Origin of the sequence: Paracoccus ravus (assembly GCF_004522175.1) — a bacterium.
GTDB lineage: Bacteria > Pseudomonadota > Alphaproteobacteria > Rhodobacterales > Rhodobacteraceae > Paracoccus > Paracoccus ravus.
The window spans coordinates 124,430-140,248 of the sequence record NZ_SDEB01000006.1; the positions used below are offsets into that span (position 1 = coordinate 124,430).

Sequence of the window (15,819 nt, forward strand, 5' to 3'; positions counted from 1 at the left end):
GCTGCGAAGCGCCGCCTTTTCCTTTGGAAGATGGTGGAAAACATCCCGCAAACCGGGGCAATGAACCCGCAGCCAAATCAGCGCTTGGCGCGGCCCTCCTTGATCTTCGCCGCCAGTTCCTTGGCAACCGCGAAAGCGCCCTTGATGCGGTCGGCATCCGAGGGCCAGTCCTGCAGCACCACGATCTTGTTGTCGGTGACCTTCGCCTGCCCCTTCTGGTCATGGATGAATTCGACAAGGCCCGCGGGATTCGGGAATTTGTCGCCGTGGAACTGGATGGTGACACCCTTCGGCCCGGCATCCAGCTTCGAGATATTCGCCCGCTTCGCCATGGCCTTGATGCGGATGACCAGCAGAAGCGTATTCACCTCGCGCGGCAGCGGGCCGAAACGGTCGATCAATTCGGCGGCGAAGCCTTCGAGTTCCACCTTGGTCGTCAGTTCCGCCAGCCGCCTGTATAGCCCCAGCCGGACATCCAGATCAGGAATATAGCTTTCGGGGATCGTCACCGGCACGCCGAGATTCAATTGCGGTGCCCATTCATCCTCGGGCGTGCCTTCGATCTCGCCGGATTTCAGCTTGGCGATCGTTTCCTCCAGCATTTGCTGGTAAAGCTCGAAGCCGACCTCCTTGATATGGCCGGATTGTTCTTCGCCCAAGAGGTTCCCCGCGCCGCGCAGGTCCAAGTCCTGCGAGGCAAGGTTGAAGCCCGCGCCAAGACTGTCGATCGCGCCCAGGAATTTCAGCCGCCGCATCGCCTGCGGGGTCAGCGGCACGCGGGGTTTCGTCGTGAGATAGCAATAGGCCCGCGTCTTCGAGCGCCCCACCCGGCCCCGGATCTGGTAAAGCTGCGCCAGGCCGAACATATCGGCGCGCCAGACCACCATCGTATTCGCGGTCGGGATGTCGAGGCCCGATTCCACGATGGTCGTGGCCAGAAGCACATCCGCGCCCCGGTCGTAAAAGGCATTCATCCGGCTATCCAGATCGCCCGCCGCCAATTGTCCATGAGCAACGATGGTGCTGACCTCGGGGACATGCTCTTTCAGCCAGTCCTCGACCTCGGGCAGGTCCGACAGGCGCGGCACGACGAAGAAGCTCTGCCCGCCGCGATATTTCTCGCGCAGCAAAGCCTCACGGATCGTCACGCTGTCGAACTCGCTGACATAGGTGCGGATCGCGAGCCGGTCCACCGGGGGGGTCCCGATGATCGACAGGTCCCGCACGCCTGTCAGCGATAGCTGCAAGGTCCGCGGAATCGGCGTGGCGGTCAGGGTCAGGACATGGATGTCACTGCGCAACTCCTTGAGCCGCTCCTTATGGGCGACACCGAAATGCTGTTCCTCATCGACGATCAGCAGGCCAAGATTCTTGAACCGCACCTGCTTGGCCAAGACCGCATGGGTGCCGACGACGATATCGACCGTGCCTTCGGCGAGGCCCTTGCGGGTCTCGGTCGCGTCCTTGGCGGAAACGAAGCGCGAGAGCGGGCGGACATTGATCGCCGTGCCCCGGAAACGCTCGGCGAATGTGCGAAAATGCTGGCGCGCCAGCAGCGTCGTGGGCGCGACCACCGCGACCTGACGGCCCTGCGAGGCCGCGATAAAGGCCGCGCGCATCGCCACCTCGGTCTTGCCGAAGCCGACATCGCCGACCACAAGCCGGTCCATCGGACGGCCTGCCGCCAGATCCTCGCTGACATCCGAAATGGCGCTCGCCTGATCCTCGGTCTCGGCATAGGGGAAGCGGGCGGCGAAGCCCTCGATCTCGTGATGCTCCGGCTCCAGCACCGGGGCGGGACGCAAGAGACGCTCGGCCGCGACCCGCATCAGCTTGTCGGCAATGAGCTTGATGCGCTCTTTCAGCTTGGCCTTGCGGGCCTGCCATGCCCCGCCGCCGAGCTTGTCCAGCATCCCCTCTTCATGGCCGTAGCGGCTGAGCAGTTCGATATTCTCGACCGGCAGGTAAAGCCGGTCGCCGCCGGCATATTCCAGCGCCACGCAATCATGCGGCACTTTCAGCGCCATGACGGTTTCCAGCCCGGTATAGCGCCCGATGCCATGCTCCACGTGAACGACGAGATCGCCGGGAGACAGGGTCTGGGTGTCGCGCAGGAAATTCTCGGCCTTGCGGCGCCGCTTCGCACCCCGGATCAGCCGGTCGCCCAGCACGTCCTGTTCCGAGATGACCGCCAGCGGGCCGGTCGCCTGCCCGTCCGAGACAAACCCTTCCTCGAGCGGCCAGACCGCCAGACCCAAGGCACCGGGTTGGTCCGGAAGGTCGCGCATGGTGCCGATCGGTTTGGCCCCAATGACGCCCTCATCGGCCAGAAGCCCGGCCAGACGCTCACGCGCGCCTTCCGAAAAACTCGCGATCACCACGCGGCGCGCGCCGCGCTGGTCGCGCAGGTGATCCGCCAAAGCCTTGAACAGATTTCCCTTTTCGGCCTGGCGTTCCGGGGCGAAATTGCGCCCGACCCGACCGCCCGCATCCAGCACGCCCGGGCCCGGAGGCTGCGGCAATACAGCGAGCTTCAGCACGCGATGCGCGGCGAGCCAGGATTTCCACTCGGCCTCGTCAGGGAACATTTCGGCGGGTGGCACAGGGCGATAGACATTATCGGTGCCGCCCTTGCGTTTGAGGGCCTCGCGCCGGGCCTCGAACTGCTCGCCGATCATGTGCCAGCGCGCATCGCGCACCTGATCGAGATGGTCGTCAGTCACCAGGCTCGCCTCGGGCAGATAGGCGAAGAGACTGTCCATGCGCGCATGGAACCAAGGCAGCCAATGCTCCATCCCGGCCATCTTGCGGCCCGCGCTGATGCCCTCATACAGCGGATCATTCGCGCCGCCGCCATATTCCGCGCGGTAATTCTGGCGGAAGCGGGTGATCGCGTCCTCGTCCAGAATCACCTCGGACATCGGGGCAAGCTCGATCCGGTCGAGCTTTTCGATCGAACGCTGGGTCTCGGCGTCGAAGCGCCGCGCGCCGTCCAGCACGTCGCCGAACATGTCGAGCCGGATCGGCCCGATATCGCCGGGCGGATAGATGTCGATGATACCGCCGCGGACCGCGAAATCGCCAGGCTCGGTCACGGTCGGCGATTGCGAAAAGCCCATCCGGATCAGAAAGGCGCGCAGCGCGCTTTCGTCCATGCGGCTGCCGACAGTGGCTGAGAAACTGGCGTCGCGCAGCGCATCGCGGGGCGGAACGCGCTGCATCGCGGCCGAAAGCGTGGTCAGGATCACGAAGGGACCGCGCAGGGCCTTATGGGCCAGCGCGCTCAGCACCGCCATGCGGGCGGCCATCACGCCGGGCGCGGGCGAGACGCGGTCATAGGGCGTCGTGTCCCAGGCCGGAAATTCCAGCACCACCGCGCCGGGATCGTAAAAGGCCAATGCGGCGCGCATCGCGGCCATGCGCCGGTCGTCGCGGGCGATATGGATCACGGGCTGCCCGCGCGAGAGTTCGCGCAGGACCAGCGCGGCATCGAGCCCCTCGGGGGCGCCGGATAGGATCAGATGGTCGGACATGGGAACCGAGGTAAAGACGGAAAAAGTGAAGTCAAGCGGCTAGAAGCCGAAGGGGTGGTCCAGAAACCACAATGCGGCCCGATAGGCGGTGACCGCGACCACCAGAATCGACAGCCCGGTGATGAGGGCGCGATGCCGCGACATCAGCCGCGAGGCCTGTCCCGCCGCGCCATTCAGGGACAGATCCCCGCGCACCGCGGCCTCGACCAGCAGAGAAAGCCTGTGGGCAAGCCGGATTTCGAGAGGCAAGAGCGCAGCGAAGGGCAGGATCAGCAAGGCCAGCGCCTGCGCCATTTCAAGCCCATAGACAAAGCCCAGGATCACGAGGGCGCTCAGCACGAAGGTCGCCGCGAAGAGCAAAAGCAACGCCTCGGGCCGGCCGATGACCCAGCGCGGCAAGGTCAGCGACAACCAGTCCAGCAGCAGGATCGCCGCTGGATCATCCGGTCCGTCCTTAGGGAGGTGCCGGGCTTTCTGGGCGATGTCAAAGGGAACCCCGGCGATCCGCCGCCCGGCCAGCGACCAGACCAGCGCAAGGACCAGCCAGAACCAGATCGACCCAAAGGATCTGCTGTCGAGAAGCGCAAGTATTCCCTCGGTCAAGGCGGGCGGTCTCCTGAAACTTGATCGGAACCTAGCCCCAGCTTGGGGAAAGGAAAACCTCGAACGCACGGCTTGGGTCCGCGGGGGTTGCGCCCCTGCAACTGAGGGTGCAGTTTCGGACCCGCCACCCGTCAGGAAAGCCTCTGCCATGCCCGATCCGATCCTCGCCCCGTTTCCGGCCACCCGCCTGCGTCGCTTGCGGCGCACCCCCGCCCTGCGCGCCCTGACGACCGAGACGAACCTGACGGCGGGAAACCTGATCTGGCCGATCTTCGTGACCGAGATCGCGGGCGGCGAAGGCGAGATCCCTTCGATGCCCGGCGTCCAGCGCCTGACGCTTGACGGCGCGAAACGCGCGGCCGAAACCGCGATGCGGCTCAACATCCCGGCCCTGTGCATCTTTCCCCATTCCGATCCCGACCAAAAGACCGAAGGTTGCGAGCGCGCCTGGGACCCCGAGAATATCGGCAACCGCGCCATCCGCGCCATCAAGGAGGTCGCGCCCGATCTTGCGGTGATGACCGACATCGCGCTCGACCCCTATAACGCCAATGGCCATGACGGGCTGGTGCGCGACGGGGTGATCCTGAATGACGAGACCGTCGAGGCGCTGGTGCGCATGGCGCTGGTCCAGGCCGAGGCCGGGGCGGATATCCTTGGGCCCTCGGACATGATGGACGGGCGCATCGGGGCGCTGCGCGGCGCGCTCGAGTCCCATGGTCGCAAGGATGTCGCGATCCTCTCTTATGCAGCGAAATATGCCAGCGGCTTCTATGGGCCGTTCCGCGACGCGGTGGGGGCCTCTGGGCGGCTCGTCGGCGACAAGAAGACCTATCAGATGAATCCCGCGAATCGTGAAGAGGCGCTGCGCTGCGTCGCGCGCGACCTTGCCGAAGGGGCAGATATGGTGATGGTCAAGCCGGGGATGCCCTATCTCGATATCTGCCGCGAGGTGAAGGACCGCTTCGCCGCGCCGACCTATGCCTATCAGGTCAGCGGTGAATATGCGATGCTCGAAGGCGCGATCCGCAATGGCTGGCTGGGTCGCGGCGTGGTTCTGGAAAGCCTGATCGCGTTTCGCCGGGCGGGCTGCGACGGCATCCTGACCTATTACGCCCCCGAAATTGCCGAAATGCTGGCATGACGGCCGGATTGCTTCTATCATCCCAGACCAACGAGCGGGACAACCGCCGATCAGAGGGACGAGGAAAGATGCAATCCATCAAGGGGCTGAGCAGGCGCAACCTGCTACTGGGCGGCGCGGCTCTCGGGCTTGCCGGATGTTCCAACGCGGTCGGCCAGGATGCCGATGCGCGGCTTGACGCCAGGGTCGATGCGACGCGGAACTATCTGCTGCAGAACTATCCCAACGAGGCCGCCTTGGCCCAGGGCGCGCGCGGCGTCCTTTACATGCCGCTCATGACCGAGGCCGGATTCGGCGTCGGCGGGGCCTATGGTCAGGGTGCGCTGCGCATCAACAATATCACGGTCGATTATTACTCGGCGACGCAGGCCAGTGTGGGCTTTCAGATCGGCGCCCAGCAATATGCCCATGTGCTGATCTTTCAGACCGATCAGGCGCTGGCGAATTTCCGCAGCGCACCGGGATGGGTGGCCGAGGCGGATGCCTATTACACCCTGCCCTCGCGCGGCATGACCACGAATATCGACACGATCCGGGCGCAATACCCCGTCGTGGCGGTGATCTTTGGGCAATCGGGCTTGATGGCCGGTGCGGCGATCGCCGGGACGAAATACAACCGCGTGATCCCCTCGACCTTCTGAGACCAGTGGAAAGGCCACAAGCCGCGGCCTTTCGCTGCCTGTGGCCGATCAGCTGCCGTGAATGATGCGGACGTAATTCGTCGTTTCGCGATAGGGCGGCACGCCGCCATATTTTTGAACCGCGCCCGGACCCGCATTATAAGCCGCAAGCGCCAGTTTCCAGCTGCCGAAGGTGTTGTACATCATCCGCAGATAGCGCGCCCCGCCTTCCAGATTCTGCAGCGGATCGCTGGCATTGACGCCCAACTTCGCCGCCGTTCCTGGCATCAGCTGCGCCAGACCCTGCGCGCCCTTATGCGAGCGTGCCGAGGGGTTCCAACCCGATTCCTGCTGGACAAGGCGCAGGAACAGATCCTCGGGCACGCCATGTTTGCGCGCCATCGCCTTGGCATGGGGCAGATACTGGCTGCGGCGGTTGCCGCGATAGGCCGGGATCGCGCTGGGAAGGTCGATATCGACGACACTTTTCGTCGAAGTTCCGGCCGGCTTCAGCCGCGCGGATTGCTGATACTGTCCGGAAAGGCGCGAATCCATCAGCCGGGTCTGGCGCTCGAACTGGGCGATCCGGGATTTGCCTGTTTTCTGCAACCGCAGACCTTCGGCACCGGCCGGCATCGCCAGCCCCAGTCCCAAGGTCACGGCCAAAACCGCATGGCCCACGAATCGCAGCCCGGCGCGTGCAGGTGAAAGCATCTTTCGTCCCTCATGCCGTCATTGGTTTTTTGCCGAGCACTATAGCTCAAAAGACCGGAAATCCTGCAAGTTCGATTCATCTTCGCCGCCGACAGGCTTTCAAATCGGCAGAAACCTGCCCAAGCGTGGCGGTGGGGACACATCACAAGCGCCCTGCCGAAAGGCCTTGGGGCCTTGCCGCGAAGGGGCAAGAGGGTCTAGACCAGCGAAGAACAAGACACGCAAGGACAAAGGACCGTTTGCATGGCAGGCAGCGTGAACAAGGTGATCCTGATCGGCAATCTGGGCCAAGATCCCGAGATCCGCAATTTTCCGAATGGTGGCAAGGTCGCCAATCTGCGGATTGCAACCTCGGAGACCTGGAAGGACCGCAATACCGGCGAGCGCAAGGAACGCACCGAATGGCACACGGTCGCGATCTATTCGGAACCGCTGGTGCGCGTGGCCGAGCAATTCCTGAAGAAAGGCTCCAAGATCTATGTCGAGGGCCAGCTGGAAACGCGCAAATGGCAGGACCAGCAGGGCAATGACCGCTACTCGACCGAGGTGGCGCTGCGCCCCTTCCGCAGCGAGTTGACCATGCTCGACGGCCGCGCCGGCGGCGGCCAGCGTGACGACAGCTATGGCGGTGGTGGCGGCTATGGCGGCGGCTATGAGGGCGGCTCGGGCGGCCAGTCCTCGGGCGGCGGCTATGGCGGCGGCGGTCGCGGCGGCCCGGCGTCGGGCGGAGGCCGGTCGGACTTCGACGACGAGATCCCGTTTTAGGGCACAAACTTCCAGATCGGAAGTTTGACAGAAAAAGGCCCTTACCTCAGAGGGGTAAGGGGCTACTATCGAACGAAAGGTGAATGCAAGCAGTTCGATATTGGGCATGCCATCACAACAGCGGAAGTTTCGACGAGTCTCGATCCATCTCCGACCGGACGGAGAGCGTTTGCCGATCCTCCTCGAAGCAGGTGGCTGCCCTGCCTACTACCCGACCTGCCTCCTCTTGGATCTACGCACCAAGAATGCCGCATGGCGAACCATGGAGGTCTTGGCCAATGACCTCCTCCATCTCGAGCATATCCTTATCTTTGCTGGCATTACCGGTATCGAGCGCAGAATGGAGGATGGCCGATACTTGGATTCGTCCGAAGTTCACATCATTGCCGATCTTTGCGGCGTGTCGCTTGCTCGACTCCGCAAGTTAAGCGAGCTGAAAGTGGCTCCAGCCAGCCTCGATCAGGCTTTCGCCCAAGAGCACGCAGTCACCAACATCGTTAAGCATCGGCGCATCACGAACATCGCTCGCTACCTCGACTTGATTGCCCGGGTCGGTGAAGCTCACGTCTTAGCCCCCGGTATTCGACGGGAACCCGTCATGCAGCGTGAGGCGATGCTCGACAACTTGCGCCAGCTCCGTCCCAGATTTCGGCACTCCAGGGGGCGGAGGACCGTGGAATATCAGGATCTGGCGCGCGTAATAGAGTTCATCATGATCGGCGACCCTGAAGCGATATGGAGCAAAGCAGAAATCCGTAGCCGCAATTGGGCGATTGTCACTACCCTTGCCCTCCTGGGCCTCCGCCAGGGCGAACTTCGACAACTGAAAACCTCGGACGTAAACACTAACGTCGGAAGACTGACAGTTGCTCGCCGCTCCGACGATCAGGAAGACCCTCGACTTCGCGAACCTAATGCTAAGATCTCTGATCGAATCGTTCCGCTCCTCGACGTCGTGTCTGAGCGTATCGAGGATTATCTCTATAACCACCAAAGCCACGCCGCCGAATTTTCCGGATCAACTTTCTTGTTCCTTAGCCACGGTCCCACGTCGCGGGGCCAACCAACGCCGGCCAGTTGCGGGCACCCGCTGAAGTGACATCGCGCTGCCCAGGTCGGCGGCTCCTGCACATGCCGGGCAATGCACATGGGCAAGGCCCTGCGCCCACTCAAGGGGCGCGTGAGCAGGATCCTCCGGGACCAACGCCGAGCCTTGCGGCAGTCTTGGAAACGCTCTGGCTGTCGGTCGCCCGTTGGCGCTGTCTTCCGATGAGCAAGGGCAATAACTCTTCCCTGCACGAAGCCGCGACCGATTGCACCGCCAAGTGCAAGGCGCGGGTCAGTCATACATTCGGCATCAAGAACCCGCCGCGCCACCTTATCGGCGAGGGCTACGCCCTCGGTGCCCGCAGCTTTTCCGGCAACCCATATGATGCCCAGACCCTGACACCTGCCCTGAAGAAGTCGCCATCTCGACCAGCAGCCTGCCCGCTCTCGCCGTCGTTGATCGCGGCCATGGCGTGGGGTCCAGCAAGAACATGAGCAGCGGCATGCGAAGCTGCAACATGGCGCCGCCGACCAAGCTACCGAGTCCGGTCTAAACAACTCAGAACACATTGAGTTTTCGTGAGAAAGCTGGGGTTTTTTGGCTTTGAAACGCAGGGTTTCGTATGCTTTGGCCAGAAACCTTGCGATTCCAGGTGCCTGATGAAACCCCATTCCCGCGTCCCTGAACAGGATGACCTGCTCCGCCCGCGGCTGGTCGACATGATCGACGCCCGTCATGAGCAGGTAAAACTCGCGGCGCTCATCGACTGGGATTTCTTCGAACGGGAATGGGCGAGCTTCTTCCCCTCGCACCAAGGCCGACCGGCAACCTCGCCACACCTGGTTGCAGGGCTGATGTATCTGCAGCATGCCTTCAAGCTCTCGGACGAGGCGGTTATCGCGCGCTGGGTCGAGAATCCCTACTACCAGCACTTCACGGGCGAGACCTTCTTCCAGCACCACCCGCCGATCGATCCATCCTCTCTGACCCGCTGACGCAAGCGGATCGGCAAAGAGGGCGTGGAATAGTGGTTCCCGGGAAAGCTGCGGGCGCCGACGACGACGCCCTCATCGATGGTGGTGGCGAGGCTGACCTTTGTGCCGAACTCGTAACGGATGTGGGCCTTGCCCTTGGAGATACAGTCGACCTCCGCTCGTGCGGGGAATAGATCTTATCCTTGCTCTTCGGACCCTGCTCGAGCAGGCAACCGACCAGCCAGAGTGCTTCACCGCGGCCATCGCGGCCACGGTGTGAACAGCACCAAAGTCCTGATCAGCGGCATGCGACGCGGCCTCACGCCGTTACTGGCAGGGCTGTTGAAACGGCGCGGTGCCATCGGGCCCGAGATGGCCACATTAAAGCAGACGGTCGTCTCGCCAGATCTCCGCTGAAAGGCCGCATCGGCGATGCCGTCTTCGCCGTCCTTTGCGCCTGCGGCCACAATATCCGAAAGATCCTCGCCCATCTCCGAGCGATTTTGTCGCTGTTCTTTCAGATGCTCGCCGCGATCCTTTGGCAGGAAAATCCCCGCAGCGGGGTCACAATCGGCGCCTGAAAGGTTATTCAGACCGGACTCCTGAAGCGGCGTCGCGCCACCAAGCCCGATATCTCCCAGATGAAGGGGACCGTCGCTGCGCCAATGCCCGCTCAAAGGCCGCATCGGCGATGCCCTCCGCGCCGCGCTCTGCGCTTTCGGCCATGCCGACGCCCGCCGTTGCGGAGGTCATCTGGGATGCAAGGATTGCCAAGATAAGGTCGCACTCGCCTGAAGCGATTGTGCGGAACGGAGTAGCTATACCCCCACTGATCGAAACGGGCGCTGTCACGTGCCCCTTCTTCGTGTCCGTCCCCGGTGTGGCGAAGATGGGCCCGGCCGAAACGGCAAGGACCGCGCCCATTGCCGGGCGCGGTCCTGCTTGATCGGATATGATCCGGAAGATCTTACTTGATCTTGCCTTCTTTGTACTCGACGTGCTTGCGCACGACCGGGTCGTATTTGTTGACCGTCATCTTCTCGGTCATCGTGCGGGCGTTCTTCTTGGTAACGTAGAAGTGCCCGGTCCCGGCCGAGGAGTTCAGGCGGATCTTGATCGTCGTCGGCTTCGCCATGTGCTTCGCTCCTGCTGTGGGGCAAAACGCGTATAGCAAACCCCGTGGAATCTCTTGAAGCCCGCCTTTTAGCCATCGGGCCGCCAAAGTCAACGCAGAATCCGGCGCGAGACCTCGGTTTTCCTCGTGAAACGCTGGATCTGAGGTCAGGGATAAAGGTATTTCAGCCAGTTCCCATGCACCCAGCCCAGACCTCGCCCCGTGATCTGGCGTTTCGGTCCGTTATTGCCGCATAGATCGCGCTCCTTCACCCCGGCTTTCGATACGGCGATTCCCACCCAGTCGCCGCGCCGTTCGATCTCGGTCACGCGGTCGCCATTGTGCAATTCGCCCAGCTTGCGGTACTTCGCCCCCGGCCCCGAGCGGAGGGCGAGAAACCCGTCCCCGCCCGGCTTGAGCCCGCTCACCTCGCTGATGCCGCAGGTGGCGGCCTGACCGTCGCCTGCCATCTCGTGGATCGGCACATCGAGCCCCTGCGCGGCGGCTCCACCGGCAAAGATCATCAGGAAAACGGTCGCAAGACGCATCATCCGCCTCCCCCAGAACGGAACAAGGATAGCATGGGATCTGGGCGATACATCGGGAATTGCGCGGATGGCCTGTAAGCCGGATTTTGTTCCGGGGTTGCCCCCTTCGATGACCATTCCTCTGGCCCCGCCATTGCTGACGGGATCTAGCTGCCAACCCGGACCTGCTGGGGCGAAAGCAGCCCTGTCTTGCGACACGCGGTCCCTATTCGGCATTGCTCCCGGTGGGGCTTGCCTTGCCGGTCCTGTTGCCAGTCCCGCGGTGGGCTCTTACCCCACCGTTTCACCCTTACCCATGCAAGCATGGGCGGTCTGTTCTCTGTGGCGCTTTCCCTAGGGTTACCCCCGCCGGGCGTTACCCGGCACCGTGCCTTCATGGAGTCCGGACTTTCCTCGACGATTGCTCGCCGCGGTCATCCGGCCATCCGCGCAAGGGCCAGATATGCCGCCCCAGTTGTCGGGTCAAGGGGCGGGTCAGGCCTAAGGGGCGCTGACCCAGACCTTCGCCGCCTCAAGCGCGTTGCCCGGAAAGACCGCGACCTCGCTGGGCATGAGCGGTGCAAAGAGCTTCACCGAGCGGGTGATCCAACCGATATCGGTGACGAGCGCCACCCGCTCGAAGCTGCGCCAATGCGTCAGGCCCAGCCGCGCATCGTCCCAGATCGCGCCTGCCGAATAGCCCTCGAACTCGGGGCCAAGCGCCATGAGCAGCCGGACCTTGCCGAATTTGTCGGCCTTTTCGCGCACCAAGGGGATCAGCACGTCGTCATAATCGCGCGAGGTGACCTCGCCCATGGCGCGGATCGCGATGACGTTGTCGGGAAAGCCGTCGAGCAGGCGGTAGCCCTCGGGTGCGGTTTCGTCGGCACCGGCCCATGCGATGGCCTGATCCTGCTCCTTGACGTCGAAATGCCGGATGCGGGCCTGCGCAAAGACATTGGCAAGCCCCGGCACGAGCGAGAGGCCCATCACATCCGTCACCACCGCCACGCGCGGCAAGGTTGAGGCATGTTTGCGGATCACCTCGAAATGCGCCTTGAGCGCGGAAAGCCCCTCCCAATGGGGTATGCCGGTCGGAAAGACCACCAGCCCCGGCAACTTGCCATGGGCCTTGGAATAGGCCGCTATGGCCTCTCCCAGCGCCTCGAAATCCGAGGCGGGCAGCACCCCCTCGGGACGGGCCAATATCACATTGCGCTTGTCGTCGGTTTCGATCTTCAGCATGGGGGACCTCCCTGATGGCAGATCCCGAACGCCGAAGGGGGCCAATGGGTTCTCAGAACGGCACGTCGTCCAGAGCGCCCCCGCCCGAGGAAGGCTGCACATAGCCCGCCTTGATCGTCTTGAAGCCGGTCGGGAATTCGATGGTCAGCGTATCCTCGGCGATGCCCATGATGGTGCCATTGCCGAATTTCTGGTGAAACACCCGGTCTCCGACCTTATAGGTCATGCTAGGCGAAGCATCGATGGTGACCGGCACGCGCGGTTTCACCTGCACCGGCTTGCTGCCGCGCTCCTGCATCCGCTTCCAGCCCGGCGAGTTGTAGACATCGGCCTTGGAGGCGCGGTCATGCATCGAGCTTTGCCCGAACGCGGGCTGGCCGAAGCTTTGCGCCGCCGCGCCATAGCCGCCGCCGTAAAGGCCGGGCGGGGTCAGCACATCGACATGGTCCTCGGGCAGTTCGTCGATGAAGCGCGAGGGCAGCGAGCTTTGCCATTGCCCATACATGCGGCGGTTTCCGGCGAAGCTGATCGTCACCAATTCCTCGCCGCGGGTGATCCCCACATAAGCGAGGCGGCGTTCCTCTTCGAGGCCCTTGGTCCCGCTCTCGTCCATGCTGCGCTGGCTCGGGAACAGCCCATCCTCCCAACCGGGCAGGAAGACGATGGGATATTCGAGCCCCTTGGCGGCGTGCAGCGTCATGATCGACACTTCCTCGGCTTGCTCGTCCTTCTGGGTGTCCATGACCAGCGCGACATGTTCAAGGAATCCCTGAAGATTGTCGAATTCCTCAAGCGCCTTCACGAGTTCCTTGAGGTTTTCCAGTCGACCCGGCGCATCGGGCGATTTGTCGTTCTGCCACATGGCAGTATAGCCGGATTCGTCCAAGATACGCTCGGCCAGTTCGACATGGTTGGCCGAGCTATCGATGGCATCGGCGTGCCAGCGCCCCATGCCCTCGACAAAGACCCGAAGCGCGCCCGCGGCCTTGCCGCCAAGCGCCCCCACGGCCACGGCCGAGGCCGCGCCCTCCAGCAGCGACAACCCGCGCTCGCGCGCCTCGCGCTGGATGGTCTGCACCGCCTTTTCGCCAAGGCCGCGCTTGGGCAGGTTCACCACCCGCTCGAAGGCGAGGTCGTCGGTTGGGCTAACCGCCAGCCGGAAATAGGCCATCGCATCGCGGATTTCCTGTCGCTCATAGAAGCGCGGACCCCCAATGACGCGGTAGGGCAGACCAATGGTCATGAAGCGGTCCTCAAATGACCGCATCTGATGGCTGGCCCGCACGAGGATCGCGATATCGTTCAGGCTGTGCTTGCCGACGGAATGGCGATGGCCGCCTTGGAAGCTTTCGATTTCCTCGCCGATCCAGCGTGCCTCGGCCTCGCTGTCCCAATGGCCTATCAGGCGCAGGCGCTCGCCGCCCTCGGCCTCGGTCCAAAGGGTCTTGCCCAAGCGGCCCTTGTTCGCCGCAATCAGCCCCGAGGCCGCCGCCAGAATATGCGCGGTCGAGCGGTAATTCTGTTCCAGCCGGATGACCTTGGCGCCGGGGAAATCGCTCTCAAACCGCAGGATATTGCCGACCTCGGCGCCGCGCCAGCCATAGATCGACTGGTCGTCATCGCCGACGCAGCAGATATTGCGATGGGCGCGGGCCAGCAGCCGCAGCCACATATATTGCGCGACGTTGGTGTCCTGATACTCGTCCACAAGGATATAGCGGAAACGATCTTGCCATTGGTGCAGCACATCGGGATGGGCCTGGAAGATCGTGACGCAATGCATCAGCAGGTCGCCGAAATCGACCGCGTTCAGTTCGAGCAGGCGGCGCTGATAGGCGGCATAGAGCCGCGCGCCTTTGCCGTCGAAGCTCGCGATCTCGCTGCGCGGCACGTTGGGCGGCGTCAGGCAGCGGTTCTTCCAGCTATCGATCAGCCCGGCCAAGGCACGGGCAGGCCAGCGCTTGTCGTCGATATTCTCGGCCGAAAGCAACTGCTTCAGCAGCCGGATCTGGTCGTCGGTGTCGAGAATGGTGAAGCTGGGCTTCAGATGCAGGGTCGCATCGCCTACCAGTTCGGCATGGCGGCGCAGGATCTTGACGCTGACGCTGTGGAAGGTGCCAAGCCACGGCATCCCCTCGACCGTCTCGCCCAGAAGGCGACCGATGCGGTCCTTCATCTCGCGCGCAGCCTTATTGGTGAAAGTCACCGCGAGAATTTGCCCCGGACGCGCCTTGCCCAAGGTCAGAAGATGCGCGATCCGGGTGGTCAAGGCGCGTGTCTTGCCCGTCCCCGCACCCGCAAGCAACAGGACCGGGCCGTCGAGTTCCTCGACCGCCGCGCGCTGCGCCGGGTTCAGCCCGTCGAGATAGGGCATGGGTCGTGCGCCCATCGCCCGCTGCGACAGGGGGACCACGGGGGCCGTGGCGGCCTCGAAGGCATCAAACTCGTCGAAATCACTCATGGCGTCAGCATAGACTCTGCCTGCGCGTGGGGAAAGCCCGTGTTCACGCCTTGTTCACATCACGCCCGAAGGCCCGCGAAAATCGAAGGGTCGAGGCTTACCTGCGCGAAAGTCTCGCCCTGCGTCAGCACCGAAACCGCATCATGGGAATGCAGCGATTCCTGATGGCTGGCAACCACGCGAAAGTCGCCGATGCGCGGATCCGCCATCAGTCCGGCGGCAAAGGCGCGCACGGCATCCTCGACAAAGATCGGGTTGGCGGCATTGAGTTCCGCGAAAGCCTGCTCATCCTCGCGCTTGACCATGACTTGGGTTTCGGTCGGCACGGCGGCGCGGCAGAGATCCACCAGATCCTCGAACCAGATCCGCTCATGGCCCAAGACCACCGCCGAAATCCGCGCAATGGAACGCTGAGAATGGGGCGTCGCCAGTTGCCCGCGCATCTGCCGGGCATGTTCCGACAGTTCCAGCGAGCAGGGGCAGGTCGAACTATAAACGAAATCCAGATGCATGATCTGAAGCCGCTGGCCGGCACGTTCCACGAGTTCCAACGCGATATCGTAATATTGCCAACCGCTCAGCCCCGAGCGCAGCGATTCCACCCGCATCGGGAAGCTGAAGCGCATCTGAATACGCGCGTCCAGACTTTCGAGGTCGGATTTGTAATCATCCAGCGCCGCTTCCAGCACACCCATCGAAAAACGCTTCTCGGCATGGGCATAGAAGCTGCGCATGATGCGGGACATATTGATGCCCTTGCGGTCGGCTTCAAGGCTGACCGTGCCGGTGACGCTGGTTTCCAGCGTGATCTCACCACCCTCACGGGTCTGGTAGCGGATCGGCAGGCGGAAATTCGAGATGCCGACATGCTGGATCGGGGCGCGTGCGCCCACGATCAGGCTGGCCGGCCCGTTTTGCAGATCGGGAAGGCTGGCCTTGTAGCTGTCATCGACACGGAAATCCGCGGGATATTCGCGTTTGAGCGCCGGATAGGCGCGTTCGGTCGCGATGGGGCGGGCTTCGGTCATGGTCGTCTCCCCCTTGCAGGTCGGGAACAATCTGGGATCTGGG

Annotated in this window: 12 protein-coding genes, 1 other RNA gene and 3 pseudogenes; 7 read left to right on the forward strand and 9 right to left on the reverse strand. The window is 63.3% G+C overall.

The window, feature by feature from the left end; translation table 11 throughout:
• Positions 1 to 77 precede the first annotated feature (77 nt).
• Entirely contained in the window at positions 78 to 3,533 is a 3,456-nt protein-coding gene (gene mfd, locus ESZ60_RS07290) for a transcription-repair coupling factor (protein WP_134679758.1), read from the reverse strand.
• A 39-nt stretch (positions 3,534 to 3,572) separates the two neighbouring features.
• The gene (locus ESZ60_RS07295; RefSeq protein WP_134679759.1) at positions 3,573 to 4,136 is read right to left on the reverse strand and encodes a hypothetical protein; all 564 of its coding nucleotides are present in this window, start codon (positions 4,134 to 4,136) and stop codon (positions 3,573 to 3,575) included.
• Positions 4,137 to 4,284: 148 nt separating this feature from the next.
• On the opposite strand from ESZ60_RS07295, the gene hemB reads away from it, so the two are divergent.
• On the forward strand, positions 4,285 to 5,280 hold the full coding sequence (hemB, locus tag ESZ60_RS07300; protein ID WP_134679760.1) for a porphobilinogen synthase: 996 nt from the start codon (positions 4,285 to 4,287) through the stop codon (positions 5,278 to 5,280).
• Positions 5,281 to 5,357: 77 nt separating this feature from the next.
• Positions 5,358 to 5,921 carry a lipid-binding SYLF domain-containing protein gene (locus tag ESZ60_RS07305; RefSeq protein WP_425331313.1) on the forward strand — a complete coding sequence of 188 codons (564 nt, stop codon included), beginning with the start codon at positions 5,358 to 5,360 and terminating at the stop codon, positions 5,919 to 5,921.
• A gap of 48 nt (positions 5,922 to 5,969) precedes the next feature.
• Here ESZ60_RS07305 and ESZ60_RS07310 read toward each other — a convergent pair whose 3' ends face one another.
• Positions 5,970 to 6,614, reverse strand: coding sequence for a lytic transglycosylase domain-containing protein (locus ESZ60_RS07310; RefSeq protein WP_134679762.1), 645 nt, complete (start codon positions 6,612 to 6,614; stop codon positions 5,970 to 5,972).
• Between the two features lie 243 nt (positions 6,615 to 6,857).
• On the opposite strand from ESZ60_RS07310, the gene ssb reads away from it, so the two are divergent.
• From ssb to ESZ60_RS07340, 5 genes and pseudogenes are all read left to right on the forward strand, one after another.
• The gene (ssb, locus tag ESZ60_RS07315) at positions 6,858 to 7,379 is read left to right on the forward strand and encodes a single-stranded DNA-binding protein (protein WP_134679763.1); all 522 of its coding nucleotides are present in this window, start codon (positions 6,858 to 6,860) and stop codon (positions 7,377 to 7,379) included.
• Positions 7,380 to 7,548: 169 nt separating this feature from the next.
• Complete coding sequence (locus ESZ60_RS07320) at positions 7,549 to 8,478, forward strand: site-specific integrase (RefSeq protein WP_167620083.1); 930 nt, start codon at positions 7,549 to 7,551, stop codon at positions 8,476 to 8,478.
• Positions 8,479 to 8,648: 170 nt separating this feature from the next.
• Entirely contained in the window at positions 8,649 to 8,921 is a 273-nt protein-coding gene (locus ESZ60_RS07325) for a hypothetical protein (protein ID WP_134679765.1), read from the forward strand.
• 165 nt (positions 8,922 to 9,086) lie between these two features.
• Positions 9,087 to 9,419: pseudogene (locus tag ESZ60_RS07330) on the forward strand (transposase); the annotation flags it as partial.
• A gap of 219 nt (positions 9,420 to 9,638) precedes the next feature.
• Positions 9,639 to 9,913 (forward strand): annotated as a pseudogene (locus ESZ60_RS07340) (IS5/IS1182 family transposase); the annotation flags it as partial.
• A 455-nt stretch (positions 9,914 to 10,368) separates the two neighbouring features.
• On the opposite strand, the gene rpmG reads toward ESZ60_RS07340, so the two are convergent.
• From rpmG to folE2, 6 genes and pseudogenes are all read right to left on the reverse strand, one after another.
• Positions 10,369 to 10,536, reverse strand: a complete 168-nt coding sequence (rpmG, locus tag ESZ60_RS07345; RefSeq protein WP_101752137.1) for a 50S ribosomal protein L33 — start codon at positions 10,534 to 10,536, stop codon at positions 10,369 to 10,371.
• A 146-nt stretch (positions 10,537 to 10,682) separates the two neighbouring features.
• On the reverse strand, positions 10,683 to 11,066 hold the full coding sequence (locus tag ESZ60_RS07350) for an SH3 domain-containing protein (protein ID WP_134679766.1): 384 nt from the start codon (positions 11,064 to 11,066) through the stop codon (positions 10,683 to 10,685).
• Between the two features lie 56 nt (positions 11,067 to 11,122).
• An RNA gene (gene rnpB, locus ESZ60_RS07355) (RNase P RNA component class A) lies at positions 11,123 to 11,492 on the reverse strand.
• Between the two features lie 51 nt (positions 11,493 to 11,543).
• A complete protein-coding gene (locus ESZ60_RS07360) occupies positions 11,544 to 12,287 on the reverse strand; it encodes a SpoIIAA family protein (RefSeq protein ID WP_167620084.1) in 744 nt (247 codons plus the stop codon).
• A 52-nt stretch (positions 12,288 to 12,339) separates the two neighbouring features.
• On the reverse strand, positions 12,340 to 14,748 hold the full coding sequence (locus tag ESZ60_RS07365) for an ATP-dependent helicase (RefSeq protein WP_134679768.1): 2,409 nt from the start codon (positions 14,746 to 14,748) through the stop codon (positions 12,340 to 12,342).
• Positions 14,749 to 14,807: 59 nt separating this feature from the next.
• Positions 14,808 to 15,740 (reverse strand): annotated as a pseudogene (gene folE2 / locus ESZ60_RS07370) (GTP cyclohydrolase FolE2); the annotation flags it as partial.
• Between the last annotated feature and the right edge of the window lie 79 nt (positions 15,741 to 15,819).